At 71.4% G+C, this 16,937-nt stretch carries 17 protein-coding genes and 1 tRNA gene; 6 read left to right on the forward strand and 12 right to left on the reverse strand.

Features of this window, described 5'->3' with window-relative positions; genetic code table 11:
- Positions 1-6: 6 nt before the first annotated feature.
- The 6 genes from KV381_RS18985 to KV381_RS19010 all read right to left on the reverse strand — a co-directional run bounded on the left by KV381_RS18985 (position 7) and on the right by KV381_RS19010 (position 2,740).
- Complete coding sequence (locus KV381_RS18985; RefSeq protein WP_218785773.1) at positions 7-357, reverse strand: DNA-binding protein; 351 nt, start codon at positions 355-357, stop codon at positions 7-9.
- Between the two features lie 74 nt (positions 358-431).
- A complete protein-coding gene (locus KV381_RS18990; protein WP_256995101.1) occupies positions 432-680 on the reverse strand; it encodes a hypothetical protein in 249 nt (82 codons plus the stop codon).
- A gap of 256 nt (positions 681-936) precedes the next feature.
- Positions 937-1,024, reverse strand: a tRNA-Ser gene (locus KV381_RS18995).
- Between the two features lie 67 nt (positions 1,025-1,091).
- On the reverse strand, positions 1,092-1,520 hold the full coding sequence (gene tadA / locus KV381_RS19000) for a tRNA adenosine(34) deaminase TadA (RefSeq protein WP_218787253.1): 429 nt from the start codon (positions 1,518-1,520) through the stop codon (positions 1,092-1,094).
- Between the two features lie 172 nt (positions 1,521-1,692).
- On the reverse strand, positions 1,693-2,247 hold the full coding sequence (locus KV381_RS19005; RefSeq protein ID WP_030075858.1) for a hypothetical protein: 555 nt from the start codon (positions 2,245-2,247) through the stop codon (positions 1,693-1,695).
- Between the two features lie 241 nt (positions 2,248-2,488).
- The gene (locus KV381_RS19010) at positions 2,489-2,740 is read right to left on the reverse strand and encodes a hypothetical protein (protein ID WP_030627095.1); all 252 of its coding nucleotides are present in this window, start codon (positions 2,738-2,740) and stop codon (positions 2,489-2,491) included.
- A 102-nt stretch (positions 2,741-2,842) separates the two neighbouring features.
- Here KV381_RS19010 and upp point away from each other — a divergent pair, with 102 nt between their 5' ends.
- The gene (gene upp / locus KV381_RS19015; protein WP_030075862.1) at positions 2,843-3,478 is read left to right on the forward strand and encodes a uracil phosphoribosyltransferase; all 636 of its coding nucleotides are present in this window, start codon (positions 2,843-2,845) and stop codon (positions 3,476-3,478) included.
- Positions 3,479-3,601: 123 nt separating this feature from the next.
- Here upp and KV381_RS19020 read toward each other — a convergent pair whose 3' ends face one another.
- The 4 genes from KV381_RS19020 to KV381_RS19035 all read right to left on the reverse strand — a co-directional run bounded on the left by KV381_RS19020 (position 3,602) and on the right by KV381_RS19035 (position 7,392).
- Positions 3,602-4,210, reverse strand: a complete 609-nt coding sequence (locus tag KV381_RS19020) for a LytR C-terminal domain-containing protein (RefSeq protein WP_030627100.1) — start codon at positions 4,208-4,210, stop codon at positions 3,602-3,604.
- A 193-nt stretch (positions 4,211-4,403) separates the two neighbouring features.
- Positions 4,404-4,700 carry a type II toxin-antitoxin system VapB family antitoxin gene (locus KV381_RS19025; protein WP_003967677.1) on the reverse strand — a complete coding sequence of 99 codons (297 nt, stop codon included), beginning with the start codon at positions 4,698-4,700 and terminating at the stop codon, positions 4,404-4,406.
- 319 nt (positions 4,701-5,019) lie between these two features.
- Positions 5,020-6,552, reverse strand: a complete 1,533-nt coding sequence (locus KV381_RS19030; protein ID WP_030075876.1) for a M28 family metallopeptidase — start codon at positions 6,550-6,552, stop codon at positions 5,020-5,022.
- A 159-nt stretch (positions 6,553-6,711) separates the two neighbouring features.
- Positions 6,712-7,392: an HhH-GPD-type base excision DNA repair protein gene (locus KV381_RS19035; RefSeq protein ID WP_218785775.1), complete on the reverse strand. Its 681-nt coding sequence runs from the start codon at positions 7,390-7,392 to the stop codon at positions 6,712-6,714.
- A gap of 279 nt (positions 7,393-7,671) precedes the next feature.
- Between KV381_RS19035 and KV381_RS19040 the strand changes: the two genes are divergently transcribed.
- Positions 7,672-8,547 (forward strand): DUF4157 domain-containing protein, encoded by an 876-nt coding sequence (locus KV381_RS19040; protein ID WP_218785777.1) that lies wholly within the window; start codon positions 7,672-7,674, stop codon positions 8,545-8,547.
- A gap of 54 nt (positions 8,548-8,601) precedes the next feature.
- Here the strand turns inward: KV381_RS19040 and KV381_RS19045 are convergent, their stop codons facing one another.
- Entirely contained in the window at positions 8,602-9,945 is a 1,344-nt protein-coding gene (locus KV381_RS19045; protein WP_218785779.1) for a hypothetical protein, read from the reverse strand.
- Between the two features lie 214 nt (positions 9,946-10,159).
- Here KV381_RS19045 and KV381_RS19050 point away from each other — a divergent pair, with 214 nt between their 5' ends.
- The 4 genes from KV381_RS19050 to KV381_RS19070 all read left to right on the forward strand — a co-directional run bounded on the left by KV381_RS19050 (position 10,160) and on the right by KV381_RS19070 (position 16,237).
- On the forward strand, positions 10,160-10,786 hold the full coding sequence (locus KV381_RS19050) for a response regulator transcription factor (protein ID WP_030075885.1): 627 nt from the start codon (positions 10,160-10,162) through the stop codon (positions 10,784-10,786).
- Positions 10,787-11,050: 264 nt separating this feature from the next.
- Positions 11,051-13,159 carry a VWA domain-containing protein gene (locus KV381_RS19055; protein WP_373461056.1) on the forward strand — a complete coding sequence of 703 codons (2,109 nt, stop codon included), beginning with the start codon at positions 11,051-11,053 and terminating at the stop codon, positions 13,157-13,159.
- A 61-nt stretch (positions 13,160-13,220) separates the two neighbouring features.
- Complete coding sequence (locus tag KV381_RS19060; RefSeq protein WP_030075889.1) at positions 13,221-14,015, forward strand: DUF4255 domain-containing protein; 795 nt, start codon at positions 13,221-13,223, stop codon at positions 14,013-14,015.
- Positions 14,012-16,237: an ATP-binding protein gene (locus tag KV381_RS19070; RefSeq protein WP_256995102.1), complete on the forward strand. Its 2,226-nt coding sequence runs from the start codon at positions 14,012-14,014 to the stop codon at positions 16,235-16,237. The genes KV381_RS19060 and KV381_RS19070 overlap by 4 nt, the downstream gene beginning before the upstream one ends.
- Before the next feature lie 28 nt (positions 16,238-16,265).
- Here KV381_RS19070 and KV381_RS19075 read toward each other — a convergent pair whose 3' ends face one another.
- Positions 16,266-16,934, reverse strand: coding sequence for a hypothetical protein (locus KV381_RS19075; RefSeq protein ID WP_143665613.1), 669 nt, complete (start codon positions 16,932-16,934; stop codon positions 16,266-16,268).
- Positions 16,935-16,937: the final 3 nt, after the last annotated feature.

Here is a 16,937-nt window from a genome sequence, read left to right on the forward strand (position 1 = left end):
ATCAGGTCAGACGTGTACCCACTCCACCGGGCTGTTGCGGCCCACGGACGCAGCGTGGCAGAGCTTCGGGATGTGAGAACCGTCGGTGGAGGCGACCTTCATCGGCCCGTCGGAGCAGGCAGCCGTGGCGACGACGAGCGCGTCCACGACGTTTTCGTGACCGTCCAGGCCGACGTCCTCCAGTAGTTTTGCCGCACGATCGGCGATCACCTCAGTCGCGGGAATGACGGTGAGCCGGGAGCGGAGCGAGCGCAGGTGGTCCGCGGCCCTTCCGGTACGGCGGACTTCGGCGATGCTGACCGTGGAGATGGCTGCCGCGTAGCCCTCGGCTTCGGCGACCTTGAGTATCAGCGTCATCCTGCGGTCCTGGTCGGCAAGGAGGGACAGAGGCTGTGCGTCAAGGATGAAGAGGGCCCGGGGGAACGCCGGGGCTACTCGCCGTGCCATGCCCGACGGGCCTCCTCGATCTCCTCGGGAGTGAAGGAGCCGTGCTCGTCCTCGTAGGCCTCGACGATCTCCCTGGTTTTGGTCAGGGCGAGGGCGTGCTCGATGGCTTCGGAGACGAAGCGGGAGAAGCCCCGGGAGCCTGTGCGGGCCTCGACCTCGCTGGCAAGCGACCTGGGGATGGTGACGGACTTCTTGACGGTGGTCTCGTCCGGAAGTGCGTAGTCGGCAGCCACACCCGCATTGTCCCACTAGCAGTAGGATTCCTGTCCTGTCATGCTCCGTCTGCCGCCTCAAGCACCCCCCTTTGATCGTGTTCCACGAATTAAGGGGGTGAGACCTGCGGGCGTTGCGTGACAGGTCGACGGCCTCATTTGGAAACCGGCAGGAGAGCGGCCGAGGGACCGGGACGCCGAGGTGCTCGTACTCACCGGCTCAGGCTGAGGGCAAAGCGAAGGGCCCGGTTCAGTGAACCGGGCCCTTCGTCTACAGCGGTAGCGGTGGGATTTGAACCCACGGTGACGGGTTACGCCACACTCGCTTTCGAGGCGAGCTCCTTCGGCCGCTCGGACACGCTACCGAGAGAGAGCTTAGACCATCCCGGGGCGTGGACAGAAATCGGTTCTCCGGAGCCACTTCTCACCTGGTCAGAGGGAGCGGAAGAACGTCGTCAGCTGCTCCGCGCACTCCGGCTCCAGGACGCCCGCGATGACCTCCGGGCGGTGGTTCAGGCGGCGGTCGCGGATCACGTCCCAGAGGGAGCCCGCCGCGCCGGCCTTCTCGTCGCGGGCGCCGTAGACGACCCGGGCGACGCGGGACTGGACCAGGGCGCCCGCGCACATCGTGCAGGGCTCCAGGGTGACCACCAGGGTGCAGTCGGTCAGGCGCCACTCTCCCACTGCCTCGGCGGCTCGGCGCAGGGCCAGGATCTCGGCGTGCGCGGTCGGGTCGCCGGTGGCCTCGCGTTCGTTGTGGGCGGCGGCGAGCTCGGTTCCGTCGGGGCCCAGAACGACGGCGCCGACCGGCACATCGCCGGCCGACGCCGCCTGCGCGGCCTCGGCCAGGGCGCGGCGCATCGGTGTCTGCCAGGGGTCGCGTACGGGGTCGGGCTCGGGCCCGCGTACAGGACCCGGGACGGGCTCAGGTGAGGGGTTCGGCGGTCGTGCGATCACCCGCGGACCCTAACGGACGGGACTGGTGGGGAGGGAGAGAGGGAGGGAAGGAAGGAGGGCGTGCGTCAGGGGCGGCCTAGCGGACCGACTCCAGGACCTCCGCCGCTCCCACGGCCTCCGCGATCTCCGCGAGTGCGTCGGTCTGCAGGGTCAGCAGCTCCTTCTCGGACATCCCGAGGTCGGCGAGGACCCCGAGCTCACCGATCGGCCCCGCCGGAACGGCGTCCGGGTCGGGGGCGTCGTCGTCCTGGTCGACGGCCGCGGGGGTGGGCCGTTCCGGTTCGCCGTCCTCCGTGCCGTCGAGGTCGACGAGCTCCTCCAGGGCGGCGATCTCGTCCTCGGCCCCTGGTTCGCGGCCGAGCATTTCGTCGGTGAGCAGGATCTCCCCGTACGAGGAGCGGGCGGCGGCGGACGCGTCCGAGACGTAGATTCGGGGGTCCTCCTCACCGTCCACCCGGACGACGCCGAACCAGGCGTCCTCCTGCTCGATGTAGACCAGGACCGTGTCCTCGTCCACCGAGGCCTCCCGGGCCAGATCCGTCAGATCGGACAGGGTCTCCACATCGTCGAGCTCTGTATCGCTCGCTTCCCACCCGTCTTCGGTGCGCGCGAGCAGTGCGGCGAAGTACACCGTGACTCTCCCACTGGTCATAGGCGAATCGGTCCGACGGGAGGGCGAACGGTGATCCGTCCGTCCTGAGCCCCGCCCAATCGGCATCGTGGCAGAAACAAGCGCCGTGCGAGACCTCTTCGACCGTTGCGTCGGCCATCAGTTCCAGGAGTGCCTGGTCGGCCCTCTCCCTGACGTGCTGATCGGCGAGGGAGTGCGCCGGTGGTACGGGAGGGGGCGCGGGAACGCTCGTGGTACGGCCTCACCAGCGGAAAGTGCGCATCCGCATCTGCTGCCGCATCCGGGCGGCGCGGGCCCGGCGCGGCTGCACACGGTCGCGCAGCTGCTTGGCCTCGTGGAGCTCGCGGAGGAACTGGGCGCGTCGGCGCCGGCGGGCCGCGTCACCCTCCTGCGCGTCCTCGACCTCGCTCGTCGTACCCGCCACGCCCTCGGCGTCGCGCCCGTCGCGCGGCCCGCCAGAGGCCTGGTTGCGCCGCAGTTCCCCGTCAGCCATCGACACATCACCCCAGTGCTGGGTCCGTATGCCCCCACCTTCCCCCCGAACAGGTGGTTGATGCCAGCGCAGAGTGCCGGACGGCACCGTTACTGTTGACGCATGCGGATCCACGTCGTCGACCACCCGCTGGTGGCGCACAAACTCACCACGCTGCGCGACAAGCGCACCGACTCCCCGACCTTCCGGCGGCTCGCCGACGAGCTGGTCACCCTCCTCGCCTACGAGGCCACCAGGGATGTGCGTACCGAGCAGGTCGACATCGAGACCCCGGTGACGCCCACGACGGGCGTCAAGCTCTCGCACCCCCGGCCGCTCGTCGTTCCGATCCTGCGGGCCGGTCTGGGCATGCTGGACGGCATGGTGCGGCTGCTGCCGACCGCCGAAGTGGGCTTCCTCGGCATGATCCGCAACGAGGAGACGCTCCAGGCGGAGACGTACGCGACCCGGATGCCCGAGGACCTCTCCGGCCGCCAGGTGTACGTCCTGGACCCGATGCTGGCCACCGGCGGCACCCTCGTCGCGGCCATCCGCGAGCTGATCAAGCGCGGCGCCGACGATGTCACCGCCGTCGTCCTCCTCGCGGCGCCCGAGGGCGTCGAGGTCATGGAGCGCGAGCTGGCCGGCACCCCGGTCACCGTCGTCACCGCCTCCGTCGACGAGCGGCTCAACGAGAACGGCTACATCGTTCCGGGCCTCGGCGACGCGGGCGACCGGATGTACGGCACGGCCGAGTAGGGCCGCCCTCGGCGCGATGTACGCGCCCCGCCCCGGCACCGTACGAGCTGAGACCGTACGGAGCCGGGGCGGGGCGTTTTCATGTGCGGGGCGGCCGAGGTCGGCCGACGGGCCGCCCGGCTTTCAGCAGGTGGGGGAAGGCGCGGGGGCCGGCTTCGTCAGGGCCGTCATCGCCGCGGTGGCCTCCTGCGGGGTGCTGAACGCCTTGAACTTCGCCCCGAGGATCAGATCGACCTCGCCCGTCTTCCGGGTGTCCGTCTTCTGCACCGTGCCCGCCAGCTGGGTGCCGAGCACCGTGAAGCTGCCGTTCTTCGCGGCCGGTGCGCCGAGCAGCACGCCCGCGCCCGGCACCTTCTTGTCGTACTCCTTCGACGCGTTGCCCACCTCGCCGATGGTGAAACCGCGCTTCTTGAGCTCCTCGGCGGCGGCCTTGGCCAGCCCGCTGCGCGTCGTCGCGTTGTAGACGTTGACCTTGATCGCGGCCGGTTTCGGCAGCGCCTTGACGGGGGCCGCCGACGGCTTCGGGGCCGATGTCGGGCAGTCGCGCTTGTGGTCGGCCGCGCTGGCGCTCTTGTCGCCGCCGGTGAAGACGTCGATGAGCTGCAGAGTGCCCCAGCCGGCCAGGCCGAGGGCGACGACGGCGCCGATACCGGCGAGGACCAGCCTGCGGCGGTGCCGGGGGCGGCGCATGCGGGGGTAGGTGTCGCCCGTGATGCGGTACTTTCCGCCCATGCCGGGGGGAGTGAGCATGCTCATGGACGCAGCGTAGTGCGACCCGGTGATGATGCGTACTAAATGATCAACGTATGGCACCCGGATGAGCGTGAAAGCACCCGAAAGCCCGAATCGGGGTGTCGGGGCGGTGCTGAGGAGCCAGTGCTGAGGAGGCAGTGCCGGGGCGGCGGTGTCAGCCCAGGTCGAGGTGTCAGCCCAGGTCGAGGACGCGGGCGTGCAGCACCTGGCGCTGCTGGAGCGCGGCGCGGACCGCCCGGTGCAGCCCGTCCTCCAGATAGAGGTCGCCCTGCCACTTCACGACGTGCGCGAACAGGTCGCCGTAGAACGTGGAGTCCTCGGCGAGGAGGGTCTCCAGGTCCAGCTGGCCCTTGGTGGTCACGAGCTGGTCCAGGCGAACCGGACGCGGCGCGACATCCGCCCACTGGCGGGTGGATTCCCGGCCGTGGTCGGGGTACGGCTTACCATTTCCGATGCGCTTGAAGATCACACGGAAAGCCTACCGGGCAAGGGCCACCGGGCGCAGCCACGGAACCTCACCGTGATGTGCCACGCAGGGCGGCGCAAAGGCCGTATAGCGCCGAATAGGGCGGGATACCGGGGCAGGGGCCGTCCGGCGGAAAGCCCCGGAGCCCGGTACGGGGTCCGTACCGGGCTCCTGGGAGCGGTTGTCGGCCATCGCGCGACCCGGCCGCTATCGCGCGACCCGGCCGCTATCGCGCGGCTCGGCTGATATCGGGCGGCTCGGCCGTTACCGCGCTGCTCGGCGGTTGCCGCGAGGCCTGGCCGCTGCCGCGCGGACTCCGCCGTTACCGCGCGACTCGGCCGTGGCCCTCGCGCAGGCCGCCGCCGCTGCCGCCGCTGCCGGGCGTGCCGGTGCCGGTGTCCGGGTCGACCGGGCGGGTCAGCGAGCGCAGGTCGTGGGCGTACGTGCCGACGGCGTTGGCGATCACGTCGATGTTGGTGTCGAAGTGGCCCATGTCGATGTTGTCCAGGTCGTCGCAGGCCGCGTGGTAGCAGGGGTCGTACGCGATCCCCGCCTCGCCGCCGTACACCTCGGCCTGGGCCGCCGTCTTGATGCCTTCCGCCCCGGTGTCCGTACCGCCGGAGGGGATGCCGGCCTCGATGAACGGGCCGTAGTCCGAGCGGCCGGTGAAGTCCGTGCCCTCGTGCGGCTTGCCCTTGCCGTCGAGGAACTCGTTGATGTCACGCTCCAGCTGGGCCGAGCCCTCCGGGCCGGGGCCCTCGCCGACCTCGTCGGAGTTGTCGCCGTCGAAGACGAACTGGACGCCGTTCGGCGAGGCGATCATGTCGAAGTTCAGATAGAGCTGGATCTGCTCGCGCTGCTTCTCGGAGAGCGCCTCGACGTACTTCTCCGAGCCGATCAGACCGTTCTCCTCCGCCGACCACCAGGCGAACCGCACCTTGTTGGCGGGCTTGCTCTTCGACTTCGCCAGTTGCAGGGCGACTTCGAGCAGACCGGCGGATCCGGAGCCGTTGTCGTTGATGCCGGGGCCCTCGGTCACCGAGTCGAGGTGGGCGCCGAGCATCACGGTCCGCGCCGCGCTGCCGCCGGGTGTCTCGGCGATGACGTTGCGGGTCGGGCGGTCCTCCTGGAACTCGCGGATCTCGAAGGAGACCGTCACCTCGCCGCCCGCGAGGTCGGCGACGAGCTTCTCGCCCTCCTCCTGGGTGAGCCCGCCGGTCGGGATCTTGCCGGCGGCGACCTCGCCGAGCGTGCCGGACAGGACGCCCTCGACGTTGTTGTAGACGACCGCTCCGGCCGCGCCCGCCTCGGCGGCGGCCGCCTGCTTCTCGGCGAAGGAGCAGCCACCGCGCTTGATCAGCGCGATCTTGCCGGTGAAGTTCGCGGAGGCGTAGTCGGAGGCCTCGCAACCGGTCGTCTCGTCGACGGGTACGGCGACGAGCTCTGCCGTCAGGCCGCCTTCCTTCGTCGACGGCGTGTACGTCATGGCCTTGATCGTGACGTCGCGGGGCGTCGGCGTCACCACGGAGAGCTTTTCGGCCAGCGTCTCGGTGTAGATGAAGCGGAAGCTCTCGTACGAGACCTTGTACCCGGCCCGCTGCAACTGGCGGTAGACGTACGCCGCGGACGCGTCGTGGCCCAGCGAGCCGGCGGCGCGGTGGCCTTCGGCGGAGTCGGCTATCGCCTGGAACTGCCGGAGGTGGCGGTGCGCCTCACGCGCGGACGCGTTCCTCACCAACTCCCGTGACAGCTTCGCCGCTTCCTTGCCGGGGTCGTGCGGTGCGGGGCGCCCGGGGTGCGGGGACGCGGCCAGGAGGAGCGGTGTGGCCAGAGCGGTGGCGGCCACAACAGCGATGGCTCTGCGACGTGTTGCGTGCACAGGAGTCCTTCCGGTCCGAAAACGGCTGAACGAATGTGCTGCGAAAGCTAGCGAGTGGCGTGACGCCTGTGAACCGGTGTGGCCGGTTCTGATCGGTCGGACAGGGGCGTCGGCCTGTTCCTGCGCATGTACGCGTCACTTCTTCCGCGCGGTTCCGGGCTTCTTCGCCGCTTTGGCTGCTTTGGCCGCCTTGGGGGTCTTAGCCGTCTTCGCTGCCTTTGCCGCCTTCGCCGCCGCCTTGGCCTCCTGCTTGTACGCGCGCACCTCGACGAGCGACTCCGGACCCGTGATGTCGGCGACCGACCGATGCGATCCGGCCTCTCCGTACGGTCCCGCCGCCTCCCGCCATCCCGTCGGCCGTACGCCGAGCTGTTTGCCGAGCAGCGCGAGGAAGATCCTGGCCTTCTGCTCGCCGAAGCCGGGCAGCGCCTTGAGCCGTTCCAGCAGCTCGTCGCCGGTCGTGGCGGTCCGCCACACCGCGCTCGCGTCGCCGTCGTACTCCGCCACCAGGTACTGGCACAGCTGCTGCACCCGCTGGGCCATGGAACCGGGGTAGCGGTGCAGGGCCGGTTTGGCGGTGAACAGTTCGGTGAAGGCGTCCGGGTCGTACGCGGCGATCCGGCCCGCGTCCAGGTCGTCGGAGCCCATCCGTTCCGCGAGGGTGTACGGGCCGGTGAACGCCCACTCCATCGGCACCTGTTGATCCAGCAGCATGCCGACCAGAGCGGCCAGCGGGCTGCGGCCGAGGAGCTCGTCGGCCTCCGGATTCTGGGCGATCCGCAGGGTGATGTCCTTGCCGCTGTCGCTCGTGGTCATGGTGCCGATCATCGCGAGGCCTGTGGCCCACGGCGACCGGGGCTGCGCCGATGGCCTCTCCCTGTCGGCCGAAGGGAGTAAGGAGGAGCGGGGCGGCCGTGGTGTGCGCGTCCGTCCGTGCCGCCGCGCTGCCCGATGAGGCAGCCGCGGATGCCCCTGCCCGGCCGGGGCGCGGGCTGGACGGTCCGGGGGCCGCGCCGTAATCGTGGAATGCCGGGGACGGTGAGGTCAGGGGCCGCGGTCAGGTCAGAGGGCGCGGTCAGGTCAGGGGAGATGAGCATGGACGCGTACGACGTCGAGCAGGAGCAGCACGACCATCACGACCACCACGGACATGATGCGCGGGAGCAGGCCCACCAGCGCGATGAGCACCATGGTGAAACCGCTGACCGGACGCCCGGCGAGCAGGACCACCACGTCTTCCGGGCGGCCGCCGCGGGCCGGGCCGATGTGGTCGGGGCGGCCGGGATGGGGCTGATCCAGCGGACGGCCGGCAACGGCGCCCTCGGGGCGATGGTCCAGCGCGCCCGGTCGGCAGCCGCGGAGCCCGCCGTCCAGCGGACCGAGGAGACCGCGCAGGCGGAAGAGGGCGAGGCGCAGCGGTCGCCGGTGCACGACGTGATCTCCTCCGGCGGGTCGGCCCTGGACACCGACACCCGTACGGACATGGAGAGCCGGATGGGCGCGGACTTCTCCGACGTACGCGTCCACCACGACTCCGCCGCCCACGAGTCGGCGAAGGGCGTCGGCGCGCACGCGTACACCGTCGGCAACAACGTGGTGTTCCAGCGCGACGCCTACGACCCCGGGTCGCCGCAGGGCCGCACCACGCTGGCCCATGAGCTGACCCATGTGATCCAGCAGCGCAACGGTCCGGTGGAGGGCACCGAGGCCCCGGGCGGCATCCGGGTCAGCGACCCCTCGGACCGCTTCGAGCGTGAAGCCGTCGCGAACGCCGACCGGGTGCTGGCCGACCCCGCGCCGGAGACCGCGGCCCCGGCCGCCTCCGAGTCCGCCTCCGCGCCCGCGCCCGCCGTGCAGCGAGAGGCCACGGAGGACGAGGACGAGCAACCCGCCGACGTACAGGGGTCGTTCGTGCAGCGAGCGGCGGAGAAGAAGCCGGAGGAGGAAGAGGAGGAGACTCCTCCGGCCTGAGGCCCCTGGCCCGAAGGCCCTGGCCTGACTCCCCGGATCCGGCCCTGGGGCGTGTCAGCCCGCCGAGTCCGGGCGCATCGTCCCGCCCAGGAACATCGAGGTCGAGCACCGTGCCGGGGCCGGGGCGCCCACCGGCTTGCCGACCCGCCGGCAGTCGATCGTCATCGTGACCTTGCCGCCCGCGGGCACCAGGATCGGGGTCACGAAGTGGTAGTCGGAGTCGCGGAAGTTCTCCAGCCCGAGGCTCAGGACCCGGGTGTCCTCGCCGGCCGTGACGGTGACCGTGCCCGCGTCGCCCTGCGGGTTCTGCACCACGATGTCGGTGAGCTGGAAGGTGTGGCCGGCCGGTACCTCCAGGGCCGTCCCGGTGTTCGGGCCGCCGCCCACCGCGTCCTGCACCCGGGCCTGCGCGCTGGTCGGGGCGCCCGACGCCGCGTCGCCGCCGCCGGTGCCGCCCGGGGCGGACGCGCCCGGTGACGGGGTGGGCCCGGCCGAGCCGCCGCCCGTGCCCGCACCGGAGGAGTCGCCGCCCCCGGAACCGGCACCGCCCTGTCCGCCCTCCTCCGGGGCCTTGCTCTTGTCGGCCGCGGCGGCCGACCGTACCGCCTCGGGCGTGACCGCCTCCCGGGCCGCGGACTTCACCGCCGGGCGCAGCAGCGCGTACCAGAGGCCCACCAGGACCAGGAGCAGCAGAGCCGCGGTGAGCAGAGCCCGGGGCAGCCAGCGCGGCAGGATGGGTTCCTGCTGGTAGGAGCCGTCCACCAGCACCGGAGGCGGCGGCTCCGCACCCTCCGGCACCTGCGGGGCGGCGAACACCTGGAAGGCGTGCGTCACCGGCGTACCGCGCCACATCCGCTTCGCCGGGCGGACCCGCAGCTTCGCGAACTCCGCGTGCCCCGGCTCGATCCGGAGCTCGGAGGCGGCGAAGACCACCCGCGCCTGTTCCGTACCGGGCTGGGCTCCCAGCCGTACGGTCACCGGGGTGTTGCCCCGGTTGTCGACGGCGAACTGGTGCCGTCCGCTCCGCGAGCCGTTCGAGCTGCGCGGGACCAGTTCGGCGGTCGTCTCGGTGAACGGCAGGACCGTCACCCGGCCCTCGGGCACCACCGTGTCGCCCTGGTCGCCGGTCGGCTTCACCCGGATCCCGAACGTCGTCTCGCCCGCGGGGACCGTCGCGTCGCGCGGCGGGCGCAGGACCAGCGAGACGGTTCCGGAGTCTCCTGGGTAGAGGGAGAGGACCGCGGGCTCCACCGCCGACCAGGCGGCACACGCGCCGACCACCTCGAAGCGGTATTCCTGCACGGTCCGGCCGGAGTTGAGAATCTGCAGGGGAAGGGTCGTCTCCTCGCCCGGTGCGACGGTGACGGACGACGCGTCGAGGCTTGCCGTAAGACTCATACGCCGGACCGTAGAACCGGGCCGGGGGGCGGGCACCGGTCACGGAGGAACACTTTCGGGCAGATGTGATGCCCGGAGCAACCTTTCAGTTTCCTCGCGAGTAAGAACGGGAATCTTCTGACCGCCTCACGACTGATGGGGCGGACGAATACAGCTGTGGAGCTTGTGCATGCTGTGTGACGCTTCCCGGCTGGTGCCCAGGGGGAGCATTCGCATGGAGCGCATCACTGTCGTTTTACGTGCGCAGGACCCGATTTCCCAGGCCGGAGTGGCCAGTCAGCTACGAGCCCGCCCCGAGGTCAGTGTCGTCGACCGGGACGACGGAGAGGCCGCGCCGCAGGTCGTGGTCATGGTGGTGGACGCGGTGGACGACGAGGTCCTGCGCGTTCTGCGCAACATCCAGCGCACCAGCACCTGCCGCACGGTGCTGGTGACCACGGACATCGACGAACAGAAGCTGGTGAGCGCCGCGGAGTGCGGGGTCGCGGGGGTCGTGCGGCGCTCGGATTCGACGCCGGACCATCTGGTGCAGGTCATCGGCACGGTGGCGCGCGGCGAGGGACACCTCCCCTCCGACCTGCTCGGACGCCTCCTCGAAGAGGTCGGCCGGCTCCAGGGCCAGGTGCTCGGTCCGCGTGGTCTGCACTTCACCGGCCTGGCCGCGCGCGAGGTGGACGTGCTGCGGCTGGTCGCCGAGGGGTACGACACCGCGGACATCGCGACGAAGCTGGCGTACTCCGAGCGCACGATCAAGAACGTGCTGCACTCGGTGATGACCCGTCTTCAGCTGCGCAACCGCTCGCACGCGGTGGCGTACGCGATGCGGCAGGGCCTCATCTGACGGCCCGTTCGGCTGCCGCCGTGATGGCCCTGCCGCCGTGCTGGCCCTGCTGGCCCTGCTGGCCCTGCTGGCCCTGCTGGACCTGCTGGCCCTGATGACCGGCTGAATGGCGGTGGCTTCGCGAACGGCGTTGCACCATCGGGCAGTTCGGCCTTCCCGCGGAAGTGGCTCGCCTCTCTCCGTACGGGGGCGGGCGTCGCGCGACGGTGGTGCCCGGGCGCCTGGGTGCCGAGGTGCCGGGCGGGACGCGGGGAGGGGAACGCTGTGCGGTGGTTTCAGCCAGGGGCCGGGCCGGGAGTGCGGGCGGGCAGGCGCACCGGGGCGCGTCGCCGGTCGGCCGCGTGCGTCCTTCTGCTGCTGGCCGCCGGGCTCGCCCCCGCGTCGGGTGTGAGCGGGGTGGCGTCCGCCGTGCCGGTGCCGGTGCCCGCTGCGGTGCCGGAGCCGTGGGTCACCCCGGCGACGCTGGAGGAGACGCTCGACCCGGGCGGCTCGACGGGCGTGGACAAGCAGGTGCGGACCCCGGCGATCCCGCCCCGGCCGGATGTGGTGCTGCTGGTGGACGGTACGGCGAGCATGGCCGACCCGATCGCCAGCGTCCGCGAGAACCTGCCCGCCATCACCGGCAAGATCCTGGACGAGCAGCCCGACTCCCGGTTCGCGGTCGCCACGTTCGGCGACCAGGAGGGCGATGTCGACGCGGGATTCCAGGTCTTCACGGAGCTGACGGACGACCTGGTGAAGGTCCAGGAGGGCGTCGACCAGCTGAAGACCGACCTCGGCGGCGCCAGCCGCGGCCCTTCGGAGGACTGGATCAACGGGCTGTGGCAGATCGCCGACGGCGCGGGCGGCAAGACGGTGTTCCGCGAGGGCGCGAGCCGGGTCGTGGTGCTCGTCGGGGACGCCTCCAGCCACTCGCCCAGCAACGGCCACACCATCGACGACACGATCTTCGCGCTCCAGGACAAGGGCGTCCGGGTCATCGGGGTCGATGTCGAGAGCACGATCGGCGACGGCCTCAACGGCAACGGAGACGCCGGAAACCCGGACTACGTCGAGGATCCGCCCACCACGCCGGGCCAGGCCACCCGCATCATCGAGGCCACCGGCGGCCGGCTGCTCGAAGGGATCGACGGGGACCGGGTCGCCGAGGCGATCGTCGACGGCTTCGACAACCTCCCCACCTCCGTCGGCCACCGGCTGGAGGCCTGCGACCCGCATCTGACGGTCGCCCTCGACCCGCCCACCCGGCAGCTCACCAGCGGTGAGACGGCGCACTTCGCGGAGACGGTCGACGTCTCGGAGGACGCCCCGCAGGGCACGACGCTGACCTGCACGGTGCAGTTCCTGCTCGGCACGCAGGTGCTGGGGACGGACACGATCGGGCCCGCCGCCGCGGCCGACCCCGACTTCCAGCAGCAGATCAGCATCACCGTGAACGACGTCGACGTCCCGGTCGTCACCGTGGACGACCGTACGGCCAGGGCGCCCGACGACGACGGCGCACGGATCTCGTACACGGCCACGGCGACGGACCCGCAGGACGGGGAGCTGCCGGTGACCTGCGCCCCGCCGTCCGGATCGCTCTTCCCGGTCGGCACGACGACGGTCACCTGTACGGCCACGGACTCGGCGGGCAACACGGGGGCGGACACGGCACGGTTCGAGGTCCTGGAACCCGTCGTCCCGCCGGACCCGCCCACTCCGCCGCCGCCCCCGCCTCCGGCCTCGGACCTCGCGGTACGGGCCGATGTCAGCCCGGACCGTACGTACGTGGGCCGGCCGGCGCTCGCCCGGTTCACGATCACCAACGCGGGCCCGGACACGGCGACCGGAGTCGTCCTCGGGGCGAGCTGGCCGAGGACCGCCGAGGCGAAGGACCGCAGCCTGCCCGCGCTGAGCCGGTGCACGGCGGCCCGGCCCTGCACGGTTCCGGCCGGGGGCCGGGTCGAGGTGACGCAGACGGCGACCTATCGGGACGCGGTCACCGGTGACGTACGGGCCACGGTGCGCGGCACCCTGCCCGACCGGCGCGTGGCGAACAACCAGGACATCGACCGGCTGCGGGTCCTCAAGCCCTCGCTCACGGTCACCCCGCAGGTGGCGAAGCCGGGGCAGCCGGTACTGGCCCGGGGCAAGGACTATCCGCCGGGCGAGACCGTACGTTTCACGTGGAACATCGGCATCACCGCGGACCGGTCCGGTGTACGGGTCGGCCGGGACGGCACCTTCGAGGTGCAGGTGCTGGTCCTGCGGAAGGACACGCTGGGCCCGCGCGTCCTGCGGGCGGAGGCCCGCGATCTGCCGCGCCTGCGGAAACCGGTGCTGGTCGTGCAACGCAACCTGCAACCACCGGACTTCGCGGGCCGCTCATGAGCCTGCTCCTCATGAGCCTGCTCTTCGCGAGCCTGCTCTTCGCGTCGGAGGCGGTCACCGGATGATCCATGAAGTGGACGACGTCCTGCGTGCCCTGATCCGGGCCGAGGTGCTGGAGGGCCGCCAGATCGCGGTGGTCTTCGACGCCCCGACCCGGGAGTGGGCGGCCAAGGTCAACGCGCCGATGGTCAACCTCTACCTCTACGACATCCGCGAGGACATGCGTCGGCGGGAGCGCGGCCTGCACAACGAGTACGACGAGCGCGGGGCGATCGTCGCGCGCCGCCGCCCGCCCCGCTTCTTCAAGCTGTCGTACCTGATCACGGCGTGGACGAAGCGCCCGGAGGACGAACACCGCCTGCTCTCCTCGCTCCTGGCGTGCCTGCTGCGGTACGAGGCGCTGCCGCCGGAGCGGCTGGCGGGCTCGCTGGCCGAGGTCGGGGCCGCGGTCCCGATGTCGATCGCGCTGCCGCCGCCGGAGGACAGGTCGTTCGCCGATGTGTGGAGCGCGCTCGGCGGCGAACTGAAGCCCTCGCTGGACCTGGTGATCAGCGTTCCGGTGACCGCCTCGCCGGTCTACGAGGCGGGCCCGCCGGTGGGCGACGAGGGGTTGCGGGCGGAGTTCGGGGACATGCCCGGGCCGGGGCTCGGGGAGGGCGCGGGCGTCGGCACCGGCGCGGGCGCGACGGAGGCGCAGCCGGGCCGGCCGGGTCTGCCGGTGTACGGGTCGCGTCCGGGCCGCCCGGTACGGGAACCGGCGGCGCGGGGCGGTGCGGGCGGTGAGCGCGGTGGTCGGGCGGTGTCGTTGCGCATCACGGAGCGGCGGGGGACACCACCTGAGGAAGGGGACGCATGACGGCGCGGGACGCCGTAGGCCCGGACCTCCGCCATCTGCTCGCGCGGGCGGCGGCCGTGGAGCGGCGCATCCGGCACGCGGTGGAGTTGCGGCGGAGCACGGACCCGGACCCGGATGACGACTTCCGGGGCCTGTATCTGACGGACGAGAGCATTGCGCGGCTGCTGGACGATGAGGGGGCGCGGGGGTTTCCGGAGGTGGACGGCGCCCTGGCGGGGGGCGCGGTGGAGGGAACCCCGGCCGAGGGTGCGCGGGGGCTTTCCGCGTTGGGCGGTACCTCGGCCGAGGGTGCAGGGGGGCTTCCCGCGTTGGCTGATGCCTCGGCCGAAGGCGCGCGAGGGCTTCCCGCCTTGGCCGGTAGCTCGGCCGAGGGTGCGCTCGACGGGCTCCCTGCCGAGAGCGAGGATTCCCGACTGGCGTCCCTCGCCAGGGAGTTCGGCCTCACCGCGCTCGACACGGAGATCCTGCTCATCGCGCTCGTACCGGATCTGGACGACCGCTTCGAGGCGTTCTACGGCTACCTCAACGACGACGTGTCCCGGCGCCGCCCGTCCATCGGGCTGGCCCTGGGCCTGTGCGGGGTTGCCCTCTCCGATCCGGCGGCCCGTGCCCGGCTGGCGGCGGGGGCGCCGCTGCGGGCGGGCGGTCTGCTGCTGGCGGAGGACCTGAACCGACCGTTCCTGAGCCGTGCGCTGCGGGTGCCGGACCGGGTGGCCGCGCACCTGCTGGGCGACGACACCCCGGACCCGCGGCTGGCGGACCTGCTGGCCCCGTGGCAGGCGGTGCCCGGGGTGGGCGATCCGGCCCCGCTCGCCGGCGTCCTGGCCGAGGGCGGCGCGCTGGCCTACCTGAGCGAGGACCAGGGCGGTGCGGGTACGGCGCTGGCGGCGTCGGCGCTGAGGGCGGCGGGCCGGCGGGTGCTGGGCCTGGACCTGGCCCGGCTGGCGGAGGACCCGTCGCCCGCCGAGGCGGTACGGGCGCTGGTGCGGGAGGCGCGGCTGACCGGGGCGGGCCTGGTGTGCGCGCCGTTGGACGCGGTGGCCCGGGAGCGCCCGGGGCTGCTGCGGCTCCTCACGGCGACCCCGGTCCCGACGGTCCTGGTGGGGCGGGCGCCCTGGGACGCGTCGTGGTCGGCCGCCCCACCGCTGCTGCTGCACGCGCCCCGGGTGGAGCCGTCGGCGCGGGGGGCGCTGTGGCGGGAGGCGTACCGTCTTCGGGAGGATGCGCCGCTCCCGCCCGCCATCGCCCCGGACCACCTGCTGGCCCCCTTCCTCCTCACCCCGGAACAGATCACCGGAGCCGCCCGCTCCGCCGCCCAGGCGGCCCGTCTGGCGGGCGGCGAACTCACCGCGGACCACGTACGCCGTGGGGCCCGCGCTCAGAACGCGGCGGGCCTGGACCGCCTGGCCCGCCGCATCGAACCCACGGTGACCTGGGACGACCTGGTTCTCCCGCCCGACACCCACACCCAGCTCCGCGAACTCACGGCCCGCGCGCGGCACCGGGACAGGGTGCTGGGGGAGTGGGGCATGCGGCCGGGCGGGGGCAGGGGCAGGGGAGTCTCGGCCCTGTTCGCGGGCGACTCGGGCACGGGGAAAACCATGTCGGCGGAGGTGATCGCGGCGGACCTGGGGCTGGACCTGTACACGGTCGACCTGGCGACGGTGATCGACAAGTACGTGGGTGAGACGGAGAAGAACCTGGAGCGGATCTTCACGGAGGCGGCGGGGGTGAACGGGGTGCTGCTCTTCGACGAGGCGGACGCGATCTTCGGGAAGCGCTCCGATGTGAAGGACGCCCATGACCGCTACGCCAACGTGGAGAGCGCGTACCTCCTCCAGCGCATGGAGTCCTTCGACGGCCTGGCCATCCTCGCCACCAACCTCCGCGCCAACCTGGACGACGCCTTCACCCGCCGCCTGGACCTGGTCATCGACTTCCCGGTCCCGGACCCCGAACAACGCCTCCTCCTCTGGGACCGCTGCCTGGGCCCGACCCTCCCGCGCGGCACGGACCTGGACCTGCCGTTCTGCGCCGAGAACTTCGAGCTGGCGGGCGGCAACATCCGCTCGATCGCGGTGACTTCGGCGTACCTGGCGGCGGACACAGGGGGCGCGGTGACGATGGAGACGGTGATCCACGCGATCCAGCGGGAGTACCAGAAGCTGGGGCGGCTGACGCTGGCTTCGGAGTTCGGGCCGTATCTGGGGCTGGTGTCCTGAGGACGGGATGCTCGCGGCGGCGCTGCATTTATATCAGCACGACCTGCAGTTTTTGTGTAGCGCGGATTTTGCTATCCGGTGTGCGCTGGAGCAACCGCCACTCGTGAAGCCGGGCGACGGCATCTTGAGTGAGCTCTCCGAGAGCCACCCTGTCTGCGTCCCGGGCCAGTGAATTTTTGACTTCTTCACTTAGTCCCAAGTTCTGCATCTCCTGTAGGCGCCGGAGAACACGACTGGGCACTTCATTCGCTGGGAAACCGTCGGCTTCCTCTCGAAGCAGCCAAGCGAGTCGATGCTCTACAGAACTTAGTTTCGGCATGGTGAAGAGCATCAAAGGAAAAGAAGAAGCATGTTTCAGCGATGCGAGAATCCCGCTCAGTCGTTGTATTTCTCCGTCGCGTGTATCGCGTGGATCGAGCCAGATTCTCTCGCCTAGAACTTCCCGTTGAACCTTACCGAAACCTCTTCGTCGATGTCGGTCCGGAGAGCGTGTGAGAAGGGTCTGAATTGGAGACTCTAGCCCTTCACGGAGCCGTGCCGTGCTTTGTTCCGTCAGCTCTCGATCCCATTCAGGGGAAGGTTCGCCTGTGATGTGCAGTGACTCGCCTACCAGCGGGGCGATCATGTGCCAGATTCGTTCGGTCAGGTTGATCCGGATAAGAAATACTCGATCACCGTCGAACACCTGAATCTGCACGAT

It is taken from the genome of Streptomyces sp. WY228 (genome assembly GCF_019287315.1).
In the GTDB taxonomy this organism is placed as follows: Bacteria; Actinomycetota; Actinomycetes; order Streptomycetales; family Streptomycetaceae; genus Streptomyces; species Streptomyces caviscabies.

Coding starts and splice junctions, on each gene's coding strand:
- KV381_RS19020 (WP_030627100.1), bottom strand. CDS start 4,210: ATGGGCGGAAAGTACCGCATCACGGGCGACACCTACCCCCGCATGCGC.
- tadA (WP_218787253.1), bottom strand. CDS start 1,520: ATGCGCCGCGCCCTGGCCGAGGCCGCGCAGGCGGCGTCGGCCGGCGAT.
- KV381_RS18985 (WP_218785773.1), bottom strand. CDS start 357: ATGACGCTGATACTCAAGGTCGCCGAAGCCGAGGGCTACGCGGCAGCC.
- KV381_RS19050 (WP_030075885.1), top strand. CDS start 10,160: ATGGAGCGCATCACTGTCGTTTTACGTGCGCAGGACCCGATTTCCCAG.
- KV381_RS19040 (WP_218785777.1), top strand. CDS start 7,672: ATGGACGCGTACGACGTCGAGCAGGAGCAGCACGACCATCACGACCAC.
- upp (WP_030075862.1), top strand. CDS start 2,843: ATGCGGATCCACGTCGTCGACCACCCGCTGGTGGCGCACAAACTCACC.
- KV381_RS19045 (WP_218785779.1), bottom strand. CDS start 9,945: ATGAGTCTTACGGCAAGCCTCGACGCGTCGTCCGTCACCGTCGCACCG.
- KV381_RS19010 (WP_030627095.1), bottom strand. CDS start 2,740: ATGGCTGACGGGGAACTGCGGCGCAACCAGGCCTCTGGCGGGCCGCGC.
- KV381_RS19035 (WP_218785775.1), bottom strand. CDS start 7,392: ATGACCACGAGCGACAGCGGCAAGGACATCACCCTGCGGATCGCCCAG.
- KV381_RS19070 (WP_256995102.1), top strand. CDS start 14,012: ATGACGGCGCGGGACGCCGTAGGCCCGGACCTCCGCCATCTGCTCGCG.
- KV381_RS19060 (WP_030075889.1), top strand. CDS start 13,221: ATGATCCATGAAGTGGACGACGTCCTGCGTGCCCTGATCCGGGCCGAG.